Consider the following 16,144-nt stretch of genomic DNA (forward strand, 5'->3'; position numbering starts at 1 on the left):
CGCGAAGGCGGTGCGTCAGTTTGCGGTGATGTTGGATGGGCCGGCCTCATCGCGAGCAAGCTCGCTCCACAGGGTTCTGCGGCGCATGTGCATTTTGTGACTGTCGAAAATCCAGTGTGGGAGCGAGCTTGCTCGCGATAGCGGTAGCCCAGCCACATAGATACCTGCCTGTGCCCAGCTCTTGCTCTTGCTCTTGCTCTTGCTCTTGCTCTTGCTCTTGCTTTGGACTTTGATCTGAGCGCCCCGTTAACCACGCTGGCCGAACGCAGGCATTGTGGAGTGGGCAACCCGGCATGGATGCCGGGTTAGCCGCGCTGGGCCATGGATGGCCCTTCGCGGCGGCCCACGGAGCAATGCCGGAGTGAGGGCATGCCGAGCCCTAGCGAGGCACCGAGTGGTGGGGCAAAGCGCTTTTGGTTACTTTTGGCGCTCTTCCAAAAGTGACCCGCCGTAAGGGCGGAACCACAAGCGGCCGTTACCTAAATAACGGATATACACACCACCTTAACTACCCAAACTCACGCCTCCCAACGACGAAACAACACGCTGGCATTAACCCCACCAAACCCAAACCCATTGGAAAGCGCATGGGTAATCGGCATCTCCCTGGCACAAAGACCAACCAGATCAAGCCCCACAGCCCCCTCGTCAGGATGAACCAGGTTCAAGGTCGGCGGAACAATCTGGTCCCGAAGCGCCAACACCGTAAAAATAGCCTCGATACCACCCGCCGCCCCCAACAGATGCCCGGTGGCCGACTTGGTGGAGGTGATCGCCACATCGGAACCGCGCCCGAACACCGAGCGAATTGCCGCCAGCTCACCATTGTCGCCAACCTGGGTGGACGTCGCATGGGCATTGATATGCTGCACGTCTGAAGGGCTGACCGCAGCCTGGCGCAACGCCTGCTCCATCGCGCGCCGGGCGCCGTTGCCATCTTCCGGGCCGGCGGTCAGGTGGTAGGCATCGGCGCTGGTGCCGTAACCGACCAACTCCGCCAACGGCTGGGCGCCGCGGGCAAGGGCGTGCTCCAGCGACTCGATCACCAGCACCCCTGCCCCCTCGGCCATGACAAAGCCGTCGCGATCTCGATCGAAAGGCCGCGAGGCCTCTTGCGGGCGCTCGGCAAAACCGGTGGATAGCGCACGAGCGGCGGCAAAACAACCCAGGGTTACGCGATCTATCGCGGCTTCCGTCCCGCCGCATACGGCGATATCCGCCTCGCCGCTGCGGATGAGCCTGGCCGCATCGCCAATGGCCTGCACCCCCGCCGCACAGGCAGTGACCGGCGCACCGAGCGGACCTTTGAAACCGTGACGGATGGACACGTGCCCGGCCGCCATGTTGGCAAGAAAGGCCGGTGCCGTGAACGGTGACAATCGGCGCGGACCTCGCTCATCAGTGGTGCGGACCGCACCGGCAATCGCGCCAAAGCCACCCACGCCCGAGGCGATGATCGTCCCCGTCCGCTCCTGGTCGTGGGCATCGGTCGGTTTCCAGCCCGCCTGTTGCAACGCTTCTTCGGCCGCCACCAGGGCGAACTCGATGAAGCGATCCATTTTCTTGCGATCCTTGGCTGGGATGATGCGCTCGGGGTCGTAACCGGCGATGGGGTCTTCTTCCAACGACGGCACCTGCCCGCCCACGGCCACGCCCGTCCCCTCGGTGATATCGCCAGACAAGAGACGAATGCCGGAGCGCCCAGCCAGCAAGCGCGACCAGACTTCTTCCACGCCACAACCCAGCGGGCCGACAATGCCCACGCCAGTGACGACGATGCGTTTTTGCCCTTGGGAAGTCATCATTTGAAACCTCTTCATTTGCTCAGTCGACGTTCATTGAATGGCTGGCTCACGCCAACGGTACTGCCGGGGTGTGCGCTGGCGCGTCAGGACGGATCTTGAACCAGATGGCGTACATCGCAGGCAGGAACACCAACGTCATGATGGTGCCGACGAACGTGCCGCCGATCAGCGTGTAGGCCAGCGTGCCCCAGAACACCGAGTGCGTTAGCGGGATAAAGGCCAGGATGGCCGCCAACGCCGTCAGCAGGACCGGACGCGCCCGTTGCACCGTGGCTTCGATGACCGCATGGAAGGGTTCCAACCCCTCTTGCTTGTTGTGATGGATCTGCCCGATCAGGATCAGCGTGTTGCGCATCAGGATGCCCGAGAGCGCGATCAGGCCCACCAGGGCGTTGATCCCGAACGGTTGCTGGAAGATCAGCAACGTCGGCACCACCCCAATCAAACCCAGGGGCGCGGTGAGGAACACCATGATCATGGCCGAGATCGAACGCACCTGCACGATGATGATCAGCAGGGTCAGGGCCACCATGATCGGCACCAGCGGCACGATCGCCTTGCCGGCCTTGCCCGACTCCTCGATGGCGCCTGCCTGCTCGATCCGATAGCCGCTCGGCAGGGTGTCGATGATCGGCTGCAGGGCCTTGATGATCGCGCTCGATACGTCCGGTGGCTGCAAGCCTTCGGCAATGTCGCCGCGCACGGTCATGGTCGGGGTGCGGTCACGTCGACGAAGAATCGGATCCTCCATGCGCACATCGACCTCGCCCACCTGGGACAGCGGAATACGCTGGCCCGCCGCACCCACCAGGGTAAAGCCCTCGATCCTCGCCGGGTCGAGGCGAATGTCACCGGCCGCACGACCGACCACCTGCACCGAGCGGATGTCCTCGCGAACCGCCGTGATCGGCACCCCCGCCAGCAGGAACTGCAATTGCTGCGCGACCGCATTGGACGTCAGGCCTACCGCCTGCAAGCGGTCCTGGTCCAGGGTGAAATGCAACGTCGGCGTCAGTGGCCCCCAGTCGGTATTGACGGTCCGCATCAACGGGCTCGCCTGCATGACGCCCTGGACCTGCGCCGCGATCTCGCGCAACTTCGACGGATCCGGCCCCATCACCCGGTAGGCAACCGGATACGGTGAATACGGGCCGAACACCAGTTGCGTCACGCGGATGCGCGCCTCCGGGGCGAGGCCCTCGGCTGCCGCCTCGCGAAGACGGAACTTGAGGGTCTCGCGCGCTTCCTGGCTGTCGGTCAACACGACGATCTTGGCGAACGACGGATCGGGCAGTTCCGGCGCCATCGCCAGGTAGAAACGTGGCGCCCCCTGGCCGATGTAGGCCGTGACGATTTTCGCCTCGTCCTGTTTCTGCAACCAGGCCTCGACCTTGGCGGTGGTGGCGCCGGTCTGCTCGATGGAAGTGCCATAGGGCATTTGCACTTCGATCAGCACCTCGGGGCGATCGGAGGTCGGGAAGAACTGTTTCTTCACCAGGCCCATGCCGAGGATCGCCACGATAAATGTCGTGACCACTGTGCCGGCCACCCACCATTTGCGCGCGATGACCCGGGTCAGGACCTGGCGAAAACGATTGTAGTGGCGAGTGTTATAAATGGCTGCGTGGCCACCCTCGACCTGCTTGATGTCCGGCAACATCTTCACCCCCAGGTAAGGGGTGAACGCTACCGCCACCACCCAGGACGCGATCAGGGCAATACCGACGATCCAGAACATGTTGCTGGTGTACTCGCCGGCGGTCGACTGGGCGAAACCGTTGGGCATGAATCCGATCGCTGTCACCAGCGTACCGGACAACATCGGCGCGGCCGTATGGCTCCAGGCATAGGCGGAGGCCTTGATCCGGTCGTAGCCCTCCTCCATCTTCACCACCATCATTTCGATAGCGATGATGGCATCGTCCACCAACAACCCGAGCGCCAGGATCAGTGATCCCAGGGTGATGCGGTCAAAATTCTTGCCGGTAGCCGCCATGACCACGAACACCACGGCCAACGTCAATGGCACCGCCGCCGCGACCACCACCCCCACACGCCAACCCATGCTGAGAAAGCAGACGATCATCACCACCAACAACGCGACGAAGAACTTGACCATGAACTCGCCGACGGCCGAGTCGATGTTCACCGACTGGTCGGTGACTTTGGTGAGGGTCATGCCCAAGGGCATGTCTTGGTTGATCCTGGTCGTCTCCGCATCCAGGGCCTTGCCCAGGTCCAGGCCGTTCCAGCCTTCACGCATCACGACGCCCAGCAACAGCGCGTCTTCACCGTTATTGCGCACCAGGAACGTGGCTGGATCCTCGTAGCCACGCTCGACGGTCGCCACGTCCGAGAGCTTGAGCGTGCGCCCTTGAATCGCCAGGGGCGTGTCGCGAATTTTCGCCAACTTATCGAACGCGCCGTCGACCCGAAGGAAGACCTGCGGTCCATTGGTTTCGATCGAACCGGCTGGCGTGAGCGCATTCTGGCTGTTCAGCGCCGCGAAGATATCCTGGGGCGAGACGCCCAGGGTGGCCAGCCGATCGTGGGAGAAGGAAATGAAAATACGCTCGGCCCGCTCGCCGATGATGTTGACTTTTTTCACCCCCGCCACGTGCAGCAGTCGCTGGCGCAACGCTTCGGCATCACGCACCAGCAATCGCTGCGGCTCGCCCTTGGCTTTCAGGGCGAACAGCGCGAACGTCACATCGGAAAACTCGTCATTGACCATGGGCCCGATGACACCCGCGGGCAACTTGAGCGCTTCGTCCTGGAGTTTTTTGCGCGCCTGATAGAACTCCTCCTGCACCTGCGAAGGTGGCGTTCGATCGACCAGCGACACCATGGTGAAGGCCAGGCCGGGACGGGTGTAGGTTTCCGTGCGGTCGTACCACTTCAATTCCTGCAAGCGTTTTTCAAGCGGTTCGGCGACCTGGTCCTGCATTTCCTGGGCGGTTGCGCCCGGCCATGCGGTGATGACGGTCAACTGCTTGACCGTAAACGGTGGGTCCTCGGCGCGCCCCAACTGGAAGAACGCCAAGGTCCCCGCGACGGCGATCAGGAAAATCAGAAACACGGTAATGGATCGCTCGCGAACGGCGAGTGCCGACAGGTTGAGGCTCATGGACGGCCCCCGGCAACCTTCACGTCACCCGGTTGCGCCAGCCGCACTTCTTCACCCTCGCGCAGCAGATGGGCGCCGAGCCCGACAATGCGCTCGCCCACGTTGAGATCACCGGAGACGCGCGCGGCGTCGTCGCTCAGCCCCAGGACTTGCACAGGTCGCCAGATGACTTTCGCCGATTCGCCGTCAATGCTCCATACGCCGGTACCTTTTCCCGAATCATAAATGGCCGCTATCGGCACTTGCAGCGCCTGCCGTTGCGCGGAACCTTCGGCGATGCGCAGCGTAACGGTCGCCCCCAGCGGTGCATTGGCCAACGCCCCCTCCAGCACATACCGGGCCTCGAAGGTGCGCGTCACGCGGTCGGCCGAATCCGACAGCAGTCTCAGCTTTGCGGTGACAGCGTCCGCGCTAGCGCCATAAAGCGTCGCCTGGGCGGTGGCGCCTGCGGCAGGTCGCAGGGTCTCAGGCAACTGCACAACCGCTTCACGCTGACCGGCCCGCGCCAGTCGAACCACGGTTTGCCCGGGGCTGACGACTTGCCCGGGTTCGGCCAGGGTGTCCATCACGACACCGTCGGCATCGGCGAGCAGCACGGCATAACCCGATGCGTTCCGGGCGACGTCAGCCTGGGCCTGCGCGGCGCTGAGTTGGGCCTTGGCGGTGTCGGCGGCGGCTTTGATCTGGTCGTAACCCGATGCGGAAATAGCGCCTGCGGCAACCAGATCACGATAGCGCGCTTCGTCATCGGCGGTCTGCTTGGCCCGGGCCCGGGCGGCAGCGACTGCTTCTTGCTGGGCTCGGGCCTGCAACCCCAGGTCGATGGGGTCGAGGCGCATGAGCGGCTGACCGCGTTTTACCGCCTGCCCGGTATCGACCAAACGTTCGAGCACCTTGCCCGACACCCGGAAGCCCAGGTCACTTTGGACACGAGCGGCCACCACGCCAGTAAAAGAGCGCGTGGCGTCGGACGATCCCTGAACTTGGGCGACCCGCACCAACGGGGCAAGGGTGCGCGGGTCTTTGGTGGCGGAGGAATCGCCACACGCCGTCAGGACGAGCGGCAACAAGCAAGCGGCAAAGGTGACAGGTCGGAGCCGGCGCATAGGTTCCCTTTTTGGCAAATGTGGACAGAGAGACCGCATTCTCAATCTCGTGACCATTACTGTCAATGGTCACAATCCGATCCACATCCTGATCAATCTCCCGCATAACCTTTATTCAGTCACATTACAAATGTTTGCCCCATGAGTGCTCATTGACAGAAAGTGACCACACTATAATATGGTCACAAATCATCCACGACTCCAGGAATCCCAATGTCGCCCCTACGCCCCGCTGCTTGGTTGGTGAGCTTCAGCATGATGGCAGGCTGCACTGTCGGTCCGGATTATCAACGTCCAGACACTGCGCTCGCCCATCGTTACCTGGGCCAGGCCTCTGTCGAGCAAAGGGCCGCAGCGACGCCGGCCAGCCTGGCTACATGGTGGGAAGGTTTTGCCGATCCAGTGCTCAGCGACCTGATTGCCAAGACGCTCGAGCAGAACCTGGACCTGGCGCAGGCATCGGCCCGTGTCACCCAGGCGCGGGCCGGCCTGGGGGCTGCCAATGCGGCGTTATTGCCCTCTGGAAACATCAACGGCCAGGCTGCGCGCGCGTATCAATCCGTGGAAACGCCACTGGGCCAAGTGCTGGACTCGACACCTGGCTACGATCGCTACGGCAGCGCCTACGAACTCAACCTGGGCGCCAGTTGGGAAATGGACCTCTTTGGCGGCCTGCGCCGTGGACGCGAAGCGGCGCTGGCCGAGTACCAGGCCAGCGAGGCAGGTGTCGCGGCCACACGCCTGGCTGTCGCCGCACAGACTGCCGACCTCTACATCACAGCTCGGGGACTGCAGGCGCGGCTGGACATTGCCAACCGACAAGTCAAGACACAGCAGGACCTGTTGGAGAAAGTCCAACTGCTCTACAGCAAGGGCCTTGCGGCCAGCTATCAGGTTCATCAGGTCGAGGGCACCCTCTCGCAGGTCCAGGCGACGAGGCCCGTGCTGCAAACGGGCCTGGACGCGGCCATGAACGCCCTGGATGTCATGCTCGGCACCCCGCCCGGCACCTATCGCGGGCAGTTGGCAAATGGACGGACCATCCCTTTGGCGCCACAGATAACGACCATGGGGGCCCCTGCCGATCTATTGCGCCGCCGGCCAGACCTGATCGTGGCCGAGCGTCGTTTGGCCGCCTCCAATGCGCGTATCGGCGAGGCCGTCGCCGAGTACTACCCGAAATTTTCCCTCAGCGCGTTACTGGGCAGTGCCACGGCAGTTTCCGCCGGCAACCTTTTCAGCGGTGATGCCAGCCAGGCGGCGGGCGCGCTGGGGCTGCGCTGGAGGCTCTTTGACTTTGGCCGCATCAACGCGCAAATCGACCAGGCCAAGGGGCAGGAAGCCGAAGCGCTGGCGGCTTATCGCCAATCCGCACTGCGCGCCACCGAGGACGTCGAGAACGCTTTTTCCGCGCTGGTGAATCGAGAATCCCAGGCGAACACCCTCACCCAGGGCGAAACCTCGCTGACGCAAGCCCGCCAATCGTCGTTCATTGCCTATCAAAAAGGCACCGCCAGCCTGATCGACGTCCTCAATGCCGACGCGACGCTGCTGCAGGTCTCCGACGCACGGGCGCAAGCACGTACAGAATCGGCACGGGCCGCGGTGGCGGCATTCAGGGCGCTGGGTGGTGGCTGGCAGCCTGCTGAAGGCCAGCCGATGGCGGCTCGCTGACTGAATTCGCCCTCCTGACCAACTATGTGATTGGTCACAAAAATGGCGGATCCACTCAAGAGAACGGCACAGCCGTAACAGCCGGTACTGATGCGCGGTTACCGTCAATCAAAGCTCACGGCATGAGGCTACGCAAGATGAGATTGCAGGTAAGCGTGGGGGCGTCGTCGACGTAATCGAGGTTGTGTTGCAACAGCAAAGGATTGACGAACGGCCGCAGCGCCAGATGGATCGCGTCGACCGTCTCATCCAATGGCGTCTTGCGCTCGAACTCTCCAAGCTCCCGCCCCTCACGCACGATCTGCAGCACGAAGTTCTTGATCCGTGCGTTATAGACTTGCGAACTGGGCCAGCGCTCCGACGCGGAAAACGCCGCAATGTCATAGAGCTTGCGATCATTGAAAAACAGGTTAACACCCGTAGTGATCAAGGCCTTGACCAAGCGGCGAAAACGCTCCGTCGCCGAAAGCCCATCTTCACTGATGGCCTGCTCCACCGCCGCGACGATTTCGGCCAGGCACTGGCTACAGATGGCCTCGCCAATCGCTTGCTTGGAGTCGAAGAACTTGTAGATGTAGGCCTTGGAGAAACCGATGGCCTTGGCCAGGTCGGACACCGTGGTCTTGCCATACCCGTATTGACTGAAATGCTCATTGGCCGCCGCGACAATCTGGTGGCGAATCTCATGATCGGCTGGGCCGCGGGTACTGGGCGAAGGTAGGGATGGCTGGTTCATGGGGGCAGCTTACGCATCCTGAAGATCGTTGACAACTTTGTGACCATTGCTAGGTATCGTCACAAAGCGCCAAATTAAACGCTTTTGTCGATGCAATGATCTATACCTTCAGATACACGCAGTCAGGCCAACGCAACAGACTGGCGTGTCCTGATAAAACGACTGTGGCGAACCCACTCGGGGTGCGCCGCATCACATAAAACGGCCTGCAGCACGCTGTTTCCGGCGCCGCCCCGTAGAATGGCGCCCACTTTCCAATGCCTGAAGTATCGACCATGAGCCTGAGCAAACGCGTTTTGAATGTTCCCACCAAGGCGCTATCCAGGCTTTGTCTATTGATACCGTTGCTGGTGGTGCACAACGCCGGCGCTGAAGCCTTGGAAATTGAATTGCACATTCTCGAGGCTCCGCCCCTGACGTTCGTCAACGATCCCAGGGGCTACGGCATCGTGGGCGATGTCGCCGCGGCAGCCATGACCAAGGCTGGCTATACGGTAAAGATCCATGTGCTTCCCTGGGCCCGGGCACAGAAACATGTCAGTGAAGAGCATGACCACTTGATCACGCCTCTTTCGCGCATCCCCACCCGAGAGGATCGTTTCACCTGGATCGCCTCGATCATGCCCATGGAGCGAGCTTTTTTCAGCCTTGAACGACGGGTGAGCAGCTTCGCCCAGGCCAAGGAAACCTACCGCAAGATCGGCGTCGGCCTGGGCAGTGCACAGGAAGATATCCTGCGCACCGAAGGCTTCAGCGATGAACAGATCTACCCGCTGGCCATTGGCGACAATCCCGCCCAGATGCTGTTGATGGGGCGTATCGATGCCTGGTTCAACGGCGTGCCGGAGAGTCGATACATCTGGCCGAAGGTGTCCAAGCGCAAACTGCTCATGAGCAAGGTCGGCAGCAGCGCCGACCTTTACCTGGCCTGTTCGAAGCAATGTTCGCCAGAAATGGTCGAGCGTTTGCGCGAAGCGGTTGAAGCGCTTCGCGCGGATGGGACCATCAAGCGTGTCCATGACCTGTATCTGCCGCATTAGGCTTGGGTCAAGCTCACCCGGCGACCATCAATAAGCTTGATAACAAGAAAGCAAAGCCCGCTCTTGGGCAACCCACTCACTCAAGACTTGCCGAAGCCGATGTGGGAGCGTGCTTGCTCGCGATGGCGGTGGGTCCGTTAGCGGTGATGTCGGCTGGGCACCGTCATCGCGAGCAAGCTCGGCTCCCACAGGGGACTCGGGTGTTTCCAGACCTGATGCCGGGCACTCAACCCCGTGGCGAGGGAGCTTGCTCCCGCTGGGGCGCAAAGCGGCCCCAATAAGCTGCATGCGATCTGCCTGGCGCCACGCGGTGCTTGGTTTTGGGGCCGCTGCGCAGCCCAGCGGGAGCAAGCTCCCTCGCCACAAAGGCAGTTTGGTTGAGGCTACAAAACCCTATGGCCCTCCCGCTGGGTTCTCGAGTGGCCACAAGGTTTGTGTCCACCGCCAATTTCCGTGTGGGAGCGAGCTTGCTCGCGATGGCGGTGGGTCCGTTAGCGGTGATGTCGGCTGGGCACCGTCATCGCGAGCAAGCTCGGCTCCCACAAGGGTTCTCGGGTGTTTCCAGACCTGATGCCGGGCAAGCTCCCTCGCCACGAGCCCATCGGTTTCCAAAAATACGGTCCATTGCCCGGACTAGAGGTCTCATTGATGGCTTATATCATTCTGAATGATAGTTACCTTTGCTTCATTCGATTCGTTCCGGTGTCTTGCGCCACGCATCATCCGCCCATTCTCAATACATTGGCGGATGCTATCCATGGAACATTCACTTTCAAAACTGCGTTTTCCCCTCGCGCTGCTGGCGGTGCTGGTGATGAGCGCCTGCGGCAAGACTCCCGACACGGCAGCGTCCATGCCGCCGGCCAAAGTCAGTGTGGCCAAGGTGTTGGAGCAGCCTGTCAACGAATGGGATGAATTCACCGGTCGCCTCGAAGCGCCAGAAACCGTTGAGATCCGCCCGCGGGTTTCCGGGCAGATCGACGAAGTGGCCTTCACCGAAGGCGCGCTGGTCAAGAAGGGCGACCTGTTGTTCCAGATCGACCCACGCCCCTTCCAGACTGAAGTCCGTCGTCTCGAAGCGCAACTGGCCCAGGCCCGCGCCACCGCCACCCGCAGCGAGAATGAAGCCCAACGTGGCGAACGCCTGCGCTTGAGCAATGCCATTTCCGCCGAGCTGGCGGATTCGCGCACCAGCGCCGCCCAGGAAGCCCGCGCCGCCGCCGCAGCCATCCAGGCGCAGCTGGACCTGGCGAAACTGAACCTGAGCTTCACCCGCGTTACCTCGCCCATCAGCGGTCGCGTCAGCCGCGCGGAAATCACCGCCGGCAACCTGGTGACCGCCGATGTCACGCCGCTGACCAGCGTCGTGTCCACCGACAAGGTCTACGCCTACTTCGACGCCGATGAGCGGGTCTTCCTCAAGTACACCCAACTCGCCCGCCAGGGCCAGCGCGGCCAGGCCACGCCGGTCTACATGGGCCTGTCCAACGAGGACGGCAACCCGCACCAGGGCCAGATGAACTTCGTCGACAACCAGGTCAACCCACAGACCGGCACCATCCGTGGCCGCGCGGTGTTCGACAACAAGGATGGCACCTACACCCCAGGCCTGTACGCCCGCTTGAAGCTGGTGGGCAGCGGCACCTACGCCGCCGTGCTGATCAACGACGAAGCGGTGGGCACCGACCTGGGCAAGAAATTCGTCTTGGTGATGGACGCCGAAAACAAGCCGGCCTACCGCGCCGTCGAGCTGGGGCCGAAGATCGAAGGCCTGCGCATCGTGCGCAGCGGCCTGAACAAGGACGACACCATCATCGTCAAGGGGCTGCAACGGGCTCGTCCGGGTGCACCGGTTACGCCTGAAACCGTGCCGATGGCCAGCGAAGAAACCATTGCCGCCCTGGCACAACAACGTAAAGCGCTCGAAGCCAGCAACCTGCCCCAAGTCGCGCCCTCCAAGGCTGCGTCAGGCTCGGCAGGCAAACTGGCCGCTGCGACCCCACGCGACTAAGGGACTGAATCCAAGATGAAATTTTCCCAGTTCTTCATTTCGCGGCCGATCTTCGCAGCAGTGCTTTCGCTGTTGATCCTGATCGCCGGCGCCATCTCGCTGTTCCAGCTACCGATCAGCGAATACCCGGAAGTCGTGCCGCCGACCGTGGTCGTACGCGCCAACTTCCCGGGCGCCAACCCCAAGGTCATCGGCGAAACCGTGGCCGCGCCCCTGGAGCAGGCCATCACCGGTGTCGAGAACATGTTGTACATGTCCTCGCAGTCCACCGCTGACGGCAAGATCACCCTGACCATCACCTTCGCCCTCGGCACCGACCTGGACAATGCCCAGGTGCAGGTGCAGAACCGCGTCACCCGGACCGAGCCCAAGCTGCCGGAAGAAGTGACCCGAATCGGCATCACGGTGGACAAGGCATCGCCCGACCTGACCATGGTCGTGCACTTGACCTCGCCGGACCAACGCTACGACATGCTCTACCTGTCCAACTATGCCCTGCTCAACATCAAGGATGAGCTGGCGCGCCTGGGCGGCGTGGGTGATGTGCAACTGTTCGGCATGGGCGACTATTCCCTGCGCGTCTGGCTGGATCCGAACAAGACCGCCTCGCGCAACCTGACCGCCACCGACGTGGTCACCGCGATCCGTGAGCAGAACCGTCAAGTGGCCGCCGGTGCCCTGGGTGCGCCGCCGGCGCCGAATGCCCAGGCTTTCCAGCTGTCGATCAACACCCAGGGGCGCCTGGTCAATGAGGAAGAGTTCGAGAACATCATCATTCGTTCCGGCGCCAACGGTGAAATCACTCGCCTGAAGGACATCGCCCGGGTGGAACTGGGCTCCAGCCAGTACGCCTTGCGTTCGCTGCTGGACAACCAGCCGGCGGTGGCGATCCCGATCTTCCAACGTCCGGGCTCCAACGCCATCCAGATCTCCAACGACGTTCGCGAGAAGATGGATGAGCTGAAGAAAGGCTTCCCGGCCGGGATGGACTACAGCATCGTCTATGACCCGACGATCTTCGTCCGCGGCTCCATCGAAGCGGTGGTACACACCCTGTTCGAAGCCCTGATCCTCGTGGTGCTGGTGGTGATCCTGTTCCTGCAGACCTGGCGCGCCTCGATCATTCCGTTGGTGGCGGTGCCGGTTTCGCTGATCGGTACGTTCGCGGTGATGCACCTGTTCGGCTTCTCGTTGAATGCCTTGTCACTGTTCGGCCTGGTACTGGCGATCGGTATCGTGGTGGATGACGCCATCGTGGTGGTGGAAAACGTCGAGCGAAACATCGAACTGGGCCTCACCCCCGTGGAGGCGACGAAGCGCGCCATGGGCGAAGTGACCGGCCCGATCATCGCCACCGCCCTGGTGCTGTGCGCGGTCTTCGTTCCGGCGGCGTTCATCAGTGGCTTGACCGGTCAGTTCTATAAGCAGTTCGCCCTCACCATCGCCATTTCCACGGTGATCTCGGCGATCAATTCCCTGACCCTGTCCCCTGCCCTGGCTGCCGTATTGCTCAAAGGCCATGACGCGCCCAAGGACCGTTTCTCCAAGTTCCTCGACAAGCTCTTCGGTGGCTGGTTGTTCCGTCCATTCAACCGCTTCTTCGAGCGCGCCAGCCATGGCTACGTGGGCACCGTCGCGCGGGTCATCCGCAGCAGCGGCATCGCCCTGGTGCTTTATGCAGGCCTGATGGTGCTGACGTTCTTCGGTTTTTCCACTACCCCGACCGGCTTCGTGCCCGGCCAGGACAAGCAATACCTGGTGGCCTTCGCCCAACTGCCGGACGCCGCGAGCCTGGATCGCACCGAAGATGTGATCAAGCGCATGTCCGACCTGGCGCTCAAGCAACCGGGCGTTCAAAGCGCCGTGGCCTTCCCGGGCCTGTCGATCAACGGTTTCACCAACAGCCCGAACGCCGGCATCGTGTTCGTGACCCTCAAGCCCTTCGACGAGCGCAAGGACCCGAGCATGTCGGCCGGCGCCATCGCCGGTGCCTTGAACGGCAAGTACTCGGAGATCCAGGAAGCCTACATGGCGATCTTCCCGCCGCCGCCGGTACAGGGCCTGGGCACGATCGGTGGTTTCCGCCTGCAGATCGAAGACCGGGGCAACCTGGGCTACGACGAGCTGTACAAAGAAACCATGAACATCATCACCAAGAGCCGCAGCGTGCCGGAACTGGCCGGGTTGTTCACCAGCTACACCGTGAACGTACCCCAGGTCGATGCCGCCATCGACCGTGAAAAAGCCAAGACCCACGGCGTGGCCGTCAGCGACATCTTCGACACCCTGCAGATTTACCTGGGTTCGCTGTATGCCAACGACTTCAACCGCTTCGGCCGTACTTACCAGGTCAACGTCCAGGCCGAGCAGCAGTTCCGTCTCGAGTCGGACCAGATCGGCCAGCTCAAGGTGCGCAACAACCGTGGCGAGATGATCCCGCTGGCGACCTTCATCAAGGTCAGCGACACCTCGGGCCCAGACCGCGTGATGCACTACAACGGCTTCATCACCGCTGAAATCAACGGTGCTGCCGCCCCGGGCTACAGCTCCGGCCAGGCCGAGAAAGCCATCGAGAAACTGCTCAAGGACGAACTGCCCAACGGCATGACGTACGAGTGGACCGACCTGACGTACCAGCAGATCCTCTCGGGCAACACCGCGCTGTTCGTGTTCCCGCTCTGCGTACTGCTGGCGTTCCTGGTGCTCGCGGCACAGTACGAAAGCTGGAGCCTGCCATTGGCGGTGATCCTGATCGTACCGATGACCCTGCTGTCGGCGATTACCGGGGTGATCCTCTCCGGTGGCGACAACAACATCTTTACCCAGATCGGTTTGATCGTACTGGTGGGGCTTGCCTGCAAGAACGCGATTCTGATCGTCGAGTTCGCCAAGGATAAACAGCTCGAAGGCATGAGCCCGCTGGCGGCAGTCCTCGAAGCGTGCCGCCTGCGTCTGCGGCCGATCCTGATGACCTCCTTCGCCTTCATCATGGGCGTGGTGCCCCTGGTGTTCTCCAGCGGCGCCGGTGCGGAAATGCGCCATGCCATGGGTGTGGCGGTGTTCTCCGGGATGCTCGGCGTGACCTTCTTCGGCCTGCTGCTCACCCCCGTCTTCTATGTACTGATCCGCAACTTCGTCGAACGCAGCGAGGCCCGCAAGGCGGCCCGGGCTTTGAAACTGGAGGCGCAACAATGAGTTTGAAAGTGTTCGTGCCGAGCTTGCTGGTCCTGGCATTGAGTGCCTGTGCCGTAGGCCCGGACTACAAGGCACCGCAAACGGAGGCGGCGAATATCACCACCGCCACCGACGGCGCCGCCGGCCAGAAGAACTTCGACCGCGCCCGTTTCGAAGGCGTCTGGTGGCAGCAGTTCGACGACCCGACCCTCAACGCGTTGGTGACCCGTTCCCTGGACGGCAACCGCGAGTTGCGCGTGGCCTTCGCCCGCTTGCGGGCCGCCCGGGCGATTCGCGATGACGCCAGCAATGACGCCATGCCGACCATTACCAGCCGTGCCAGCAGCGAACTGGGCAAAGGCCAGAACCCGATGGGGCAGACTGACGAGCGAGTCAACTCCGAGCGTTACGACCTGGGCCTGGACATGGCCTGGGAACTGGATTTGTTCGGGCGCATCCAGCGCAACCTGGAAGCCACCGATGCCGATCAACAGGCGATCGAAGCCGATCTCTATCAGTTGCAGGTGACGATGATCGCCGAGCTGGTGGATGCCTACGGCCAACTGCGCGGCGCACAACTGCGGGAAAAGATCGCCCTGGCGAACCTGAAGAACCAACAGGATTCGCGCAAGATCACCGAAAGCCTGCGTGATGCCGGCGTCGGCGATCAGCTCGACGTGGTCCGTGCCGATGCGCGCCTGGCCTCGGTGGAAGCCAGCGTGCCGCAGCTGCAGGCCGAGCAGGCGCGCCAACGCAATCGCATCGCCACGCTGTTGGGCGAACGCCCGGACAAACTCAGCGTGGACCTGAGCCCGAAACAGTTGCCAGCCATCGCCAAGGCCCTGCCCATCGGCGACCCGGGTGAACTGCTGCAACGGCGCCCGGACATCCTCAGTGCCGAACGCCAACTGGCCGCCGCCACGGCGCGCATCGGCGTGGCCAAGGCCGACTTGTTCCCACGGGTCAGCTTGAGCGGTTTCCTCGGTTTCACCGCCGGACGCGGTTCGCAGATCGGTTCCTCGGCCGCCAATGCCTGGGCGCTGGGCCCGAGCATTACCTGGGCCGCTTTCGACCTGGGCAGCGTGCGGGCGCGCTTGCGCGGCGCCGATGCCGAGGCGGACGGCGCCCTGGCGAACTACGAACAGCAAGTGCTGTTGGCCCTGGAAGAGTCGGAAAATGCCTTCAGTGACTATGGCAAGCGTCAGCAGCGGTTGATCTCGCTGATCCGCCAGAGCGAATCGAGCCGCGCCGCCGCCGACCTGGCAGAGATTCGCTACCGCGAAGGCACCGTGGATTTCCTCGTGCTGCTCGACGCCCAACGTGAACGCCTGGCGGCCGAAGACACCCAGGCCCAGGCCGAAGTGGACCTGTACCGCGGCATCGTCGCAATCTACAAGGCCCTGGGTGGCGGCTGGCAACCGGAAACCGTCGCCAGCAACTGACCCGCCCGGCTCAACCGAGCTCCTTTGGT

9 protein-coding genes are annotated in these 16,144 nt (G+C 62.5%); 5 read left to right on the forward strand and 4 right to left on the reverse strand.

All coding sequences use genetic code 11. The features are described from left to right. Window positions 1-518: 518 nt before the first annotated feature. Genes fabF through ACLH0I_RS16180 form a run of 3 tightly spaced genes read right to left on the reverse strand, consistent with a single transcriptional unit; the run spans window position 519 to window position 6,038 of the window. Complete coding sequence (gene fabF, locus ACLH0I_RS16170; protein WP_411384753.1) at window positions 519-1,805, reverse strand: beta-ketoacyl-ACP synthase II; 1,287 nt, start codon at window positions 1,803-1,805, stop codon at window positions 519-521. Between the two features lie 46 nt (window positions 1,806-1,851). Beyond that, the gene (locus ACLH0I_RS16175) at window positions 1,852-4,932 is read right to left on the reverse strand and encodes an efflux RND transporter permease subunit (protein WP_411384754.1); all 3,081 of its coding nucleotides are present in this window, start codon (window positions 4,930-4,932) and stop codon (window positions 1,852-1,854) included. Next, on the reverse strand, window positions 4,929-6,038 hold the full coding sequence (locus ACLH0I_RS16180; RefSeq protein WP_411384755.1) for an efflux RND transporter periplasmic adaptor subunit: 1,110 nt from the start codon (window positions 6,036-6,038) through the stop codon (window positions 4,929-4,931). The genes ACLH0I_RS16175 and ACLH0I_RS16180 overlap by 4 nt, the downstream gene beginning before the upstream one ends. 213 nt (window positions 6,039-6,251) lie before the next feature. Here ACLH0I_RS16180 and ACLH0I_RS16185 point away from each other — a divergent pair, with 213 nt between their 5' ends. Continuing rightward, on the forward strand, window positions 6,252-7,712 hold the full coding sequence (locus ACLH0I_RS16185) for an efflux transporter outer membrane subunit (RefSeq protein WP_411384756.1): 1,461 nt from the start codon (window positions 6,252-6,254) through the stop codon (window positions 7,710-7,712). A gap of 115 nt (window positions 7,713-7,827) precedes the next feature. Here ACLH0I_RS16185 and ACLH0I_RS16190 read toward each other — a convergent pair whose 3' ends face one another. Then, window positions 7,828-8,448, reverse strand: coding sequence for a TetR/AcrR family transcriptional regulator (locus ACLH0I_RS16190; RefSeq protein WP_250966002.1), 621 nt, complete (start codon window positions 8,446-8,448; stop codon window positions 7,828-7,830). 275 nt (window positions 8,449-8,723) lie between these two features. Between ACLH0I_RS16190 and ACLH0I_RS16195 the strand changes: the two genes are divergently transcribed. From ACLH0I_RS16195 to ACLH0I_RS16210, 4 genes are all read left to right on the forward strand, one after another. Further along, complete coding sequence (locus tag ACLH0I_RS16195; RefSeq protein WP_250966003.1) at window positions 8,724-9,488, forward strand: substrate-binding periplasmic protein; 765 nt, start codon at window positions 8,724-8,726, stop codon at window positions 9,486-9,488. 757 nt (window positions 9,489-10,245) lie between these two features. Continuing rightward, window positions 10,246-11,499, forward strand: a complete 1,254-nt coding sequence (gene mexE / locus ACLH0I_RS16200) for a multidrug efflux RND transporter periplasmic adaptor subunit MexE (RefSeq protein WP_411384757.1) — start codon at window positions 10,246-10,248, stop codon at window positions 11,497-11,499. A gap of 15 nt (window positions 11,500-11,514) precedes the next feature. Further along, window positions 11,515-14,694, forward strand: coding sequence for an efflux RND transporter permease subunit (locus ACLH0I_RS16205; RefSeq protein WP_411384758.1), 3,180 nt, complete (start codon window positions 11,515-11,517; stop codon window positions 14,692-14,694). Then, complete coding sequence (locus tag ACLH0I_RS16210) at window positions 14,691-16,115, forward strand: efflux transporter outer membrane subunit (protein WP_411384759.1); 1,425 nt, start codon at window positions 14,691-14,693, stop codon at window positions 16,113-16,115. The genes ACLH0I_RS16205 and ACLH0I_RS16210 overlap by 4 nt, the downstream gene beginning before the upstream one ends. Window positions 16,116-16,144: the final 29 nt, after the last annotated feature.

Origin of the sequence: Pseudomonas sp. MPB03 (assembly GCF_046605385.1) — a bacterium.
Classification (GTDB): domain Bacteria; phylum Pseudomonadota; class Gammaproteobacteria; order Pseudomonadales; family Pseudomonadaceae; genus Aquipseudomonas; species Aquipseudomonas zanjanensis.

Coding starts and splice junctions, on each gene's coding strand:
- ACLH0I_RS16210 (WP_411384759.1), top strand. CDS start 14,691: ATGAGTTTGAAAGTGTTCGTGCCGAGCTTGCTGGTCCTGGCATTGAGT.
- mexE (WP_411384757.1), top strand. CDS start 10,246: ATGGAACATTCACTTTCAAAACTGCGTTTTCCCCTCGCGCTGCTGGCG.
- ACLH0I_RS16205 (WP_411384758.1), top strand. CDS start 11,515: ATGAAATTTTCCCAGTTCTTCATTTCGCGGCCGATCTTCGCAGCAGTG.
- ACLH0I_RS16185 (WP_411384756.1), top strand. CDS start 6,252: ATGTCGCCCCTACGCCCCGCTGCTTGGTTGGTGAGCTTCAGCATGATG.
- ACLH0I_RS16175 (WP_411384754.1), bottom strand. CDS start 4,932: ATGAGCCTCAACCTGTCGGCACTCGCCGTTCGCGAGCGATCCATTACC.
- ACLH0I_RS16190 (WP_250966002.1), bottom strand. CDS start 8,448: ATGAACCAGCCATCCCTACCTTCGCCCAGTACCCGCGGCCCAGCCGAT.
- ACLH0I_RS16195 (WP_250966003.1), top strand. CDS start 8,724: ATGAGCCTGAGCAAACGCGTTTTGAATGTTCCCACCAAGGCGCTATCC.
- ACLH0I_RS16180 (WP_411384755.1), bottom strand. CDS start 6,038: ATGCGCCGGCTCCGACCTGTCACCTTTGCCGCTTGCTTGTTGCCGCTC.
- fabF (WP_411384753.1), bottom strand. CDS start 1,805: ATGATGACTTCCCAAGGGCAAAAACGCATCGTCGTCACTGGCGTGGGC.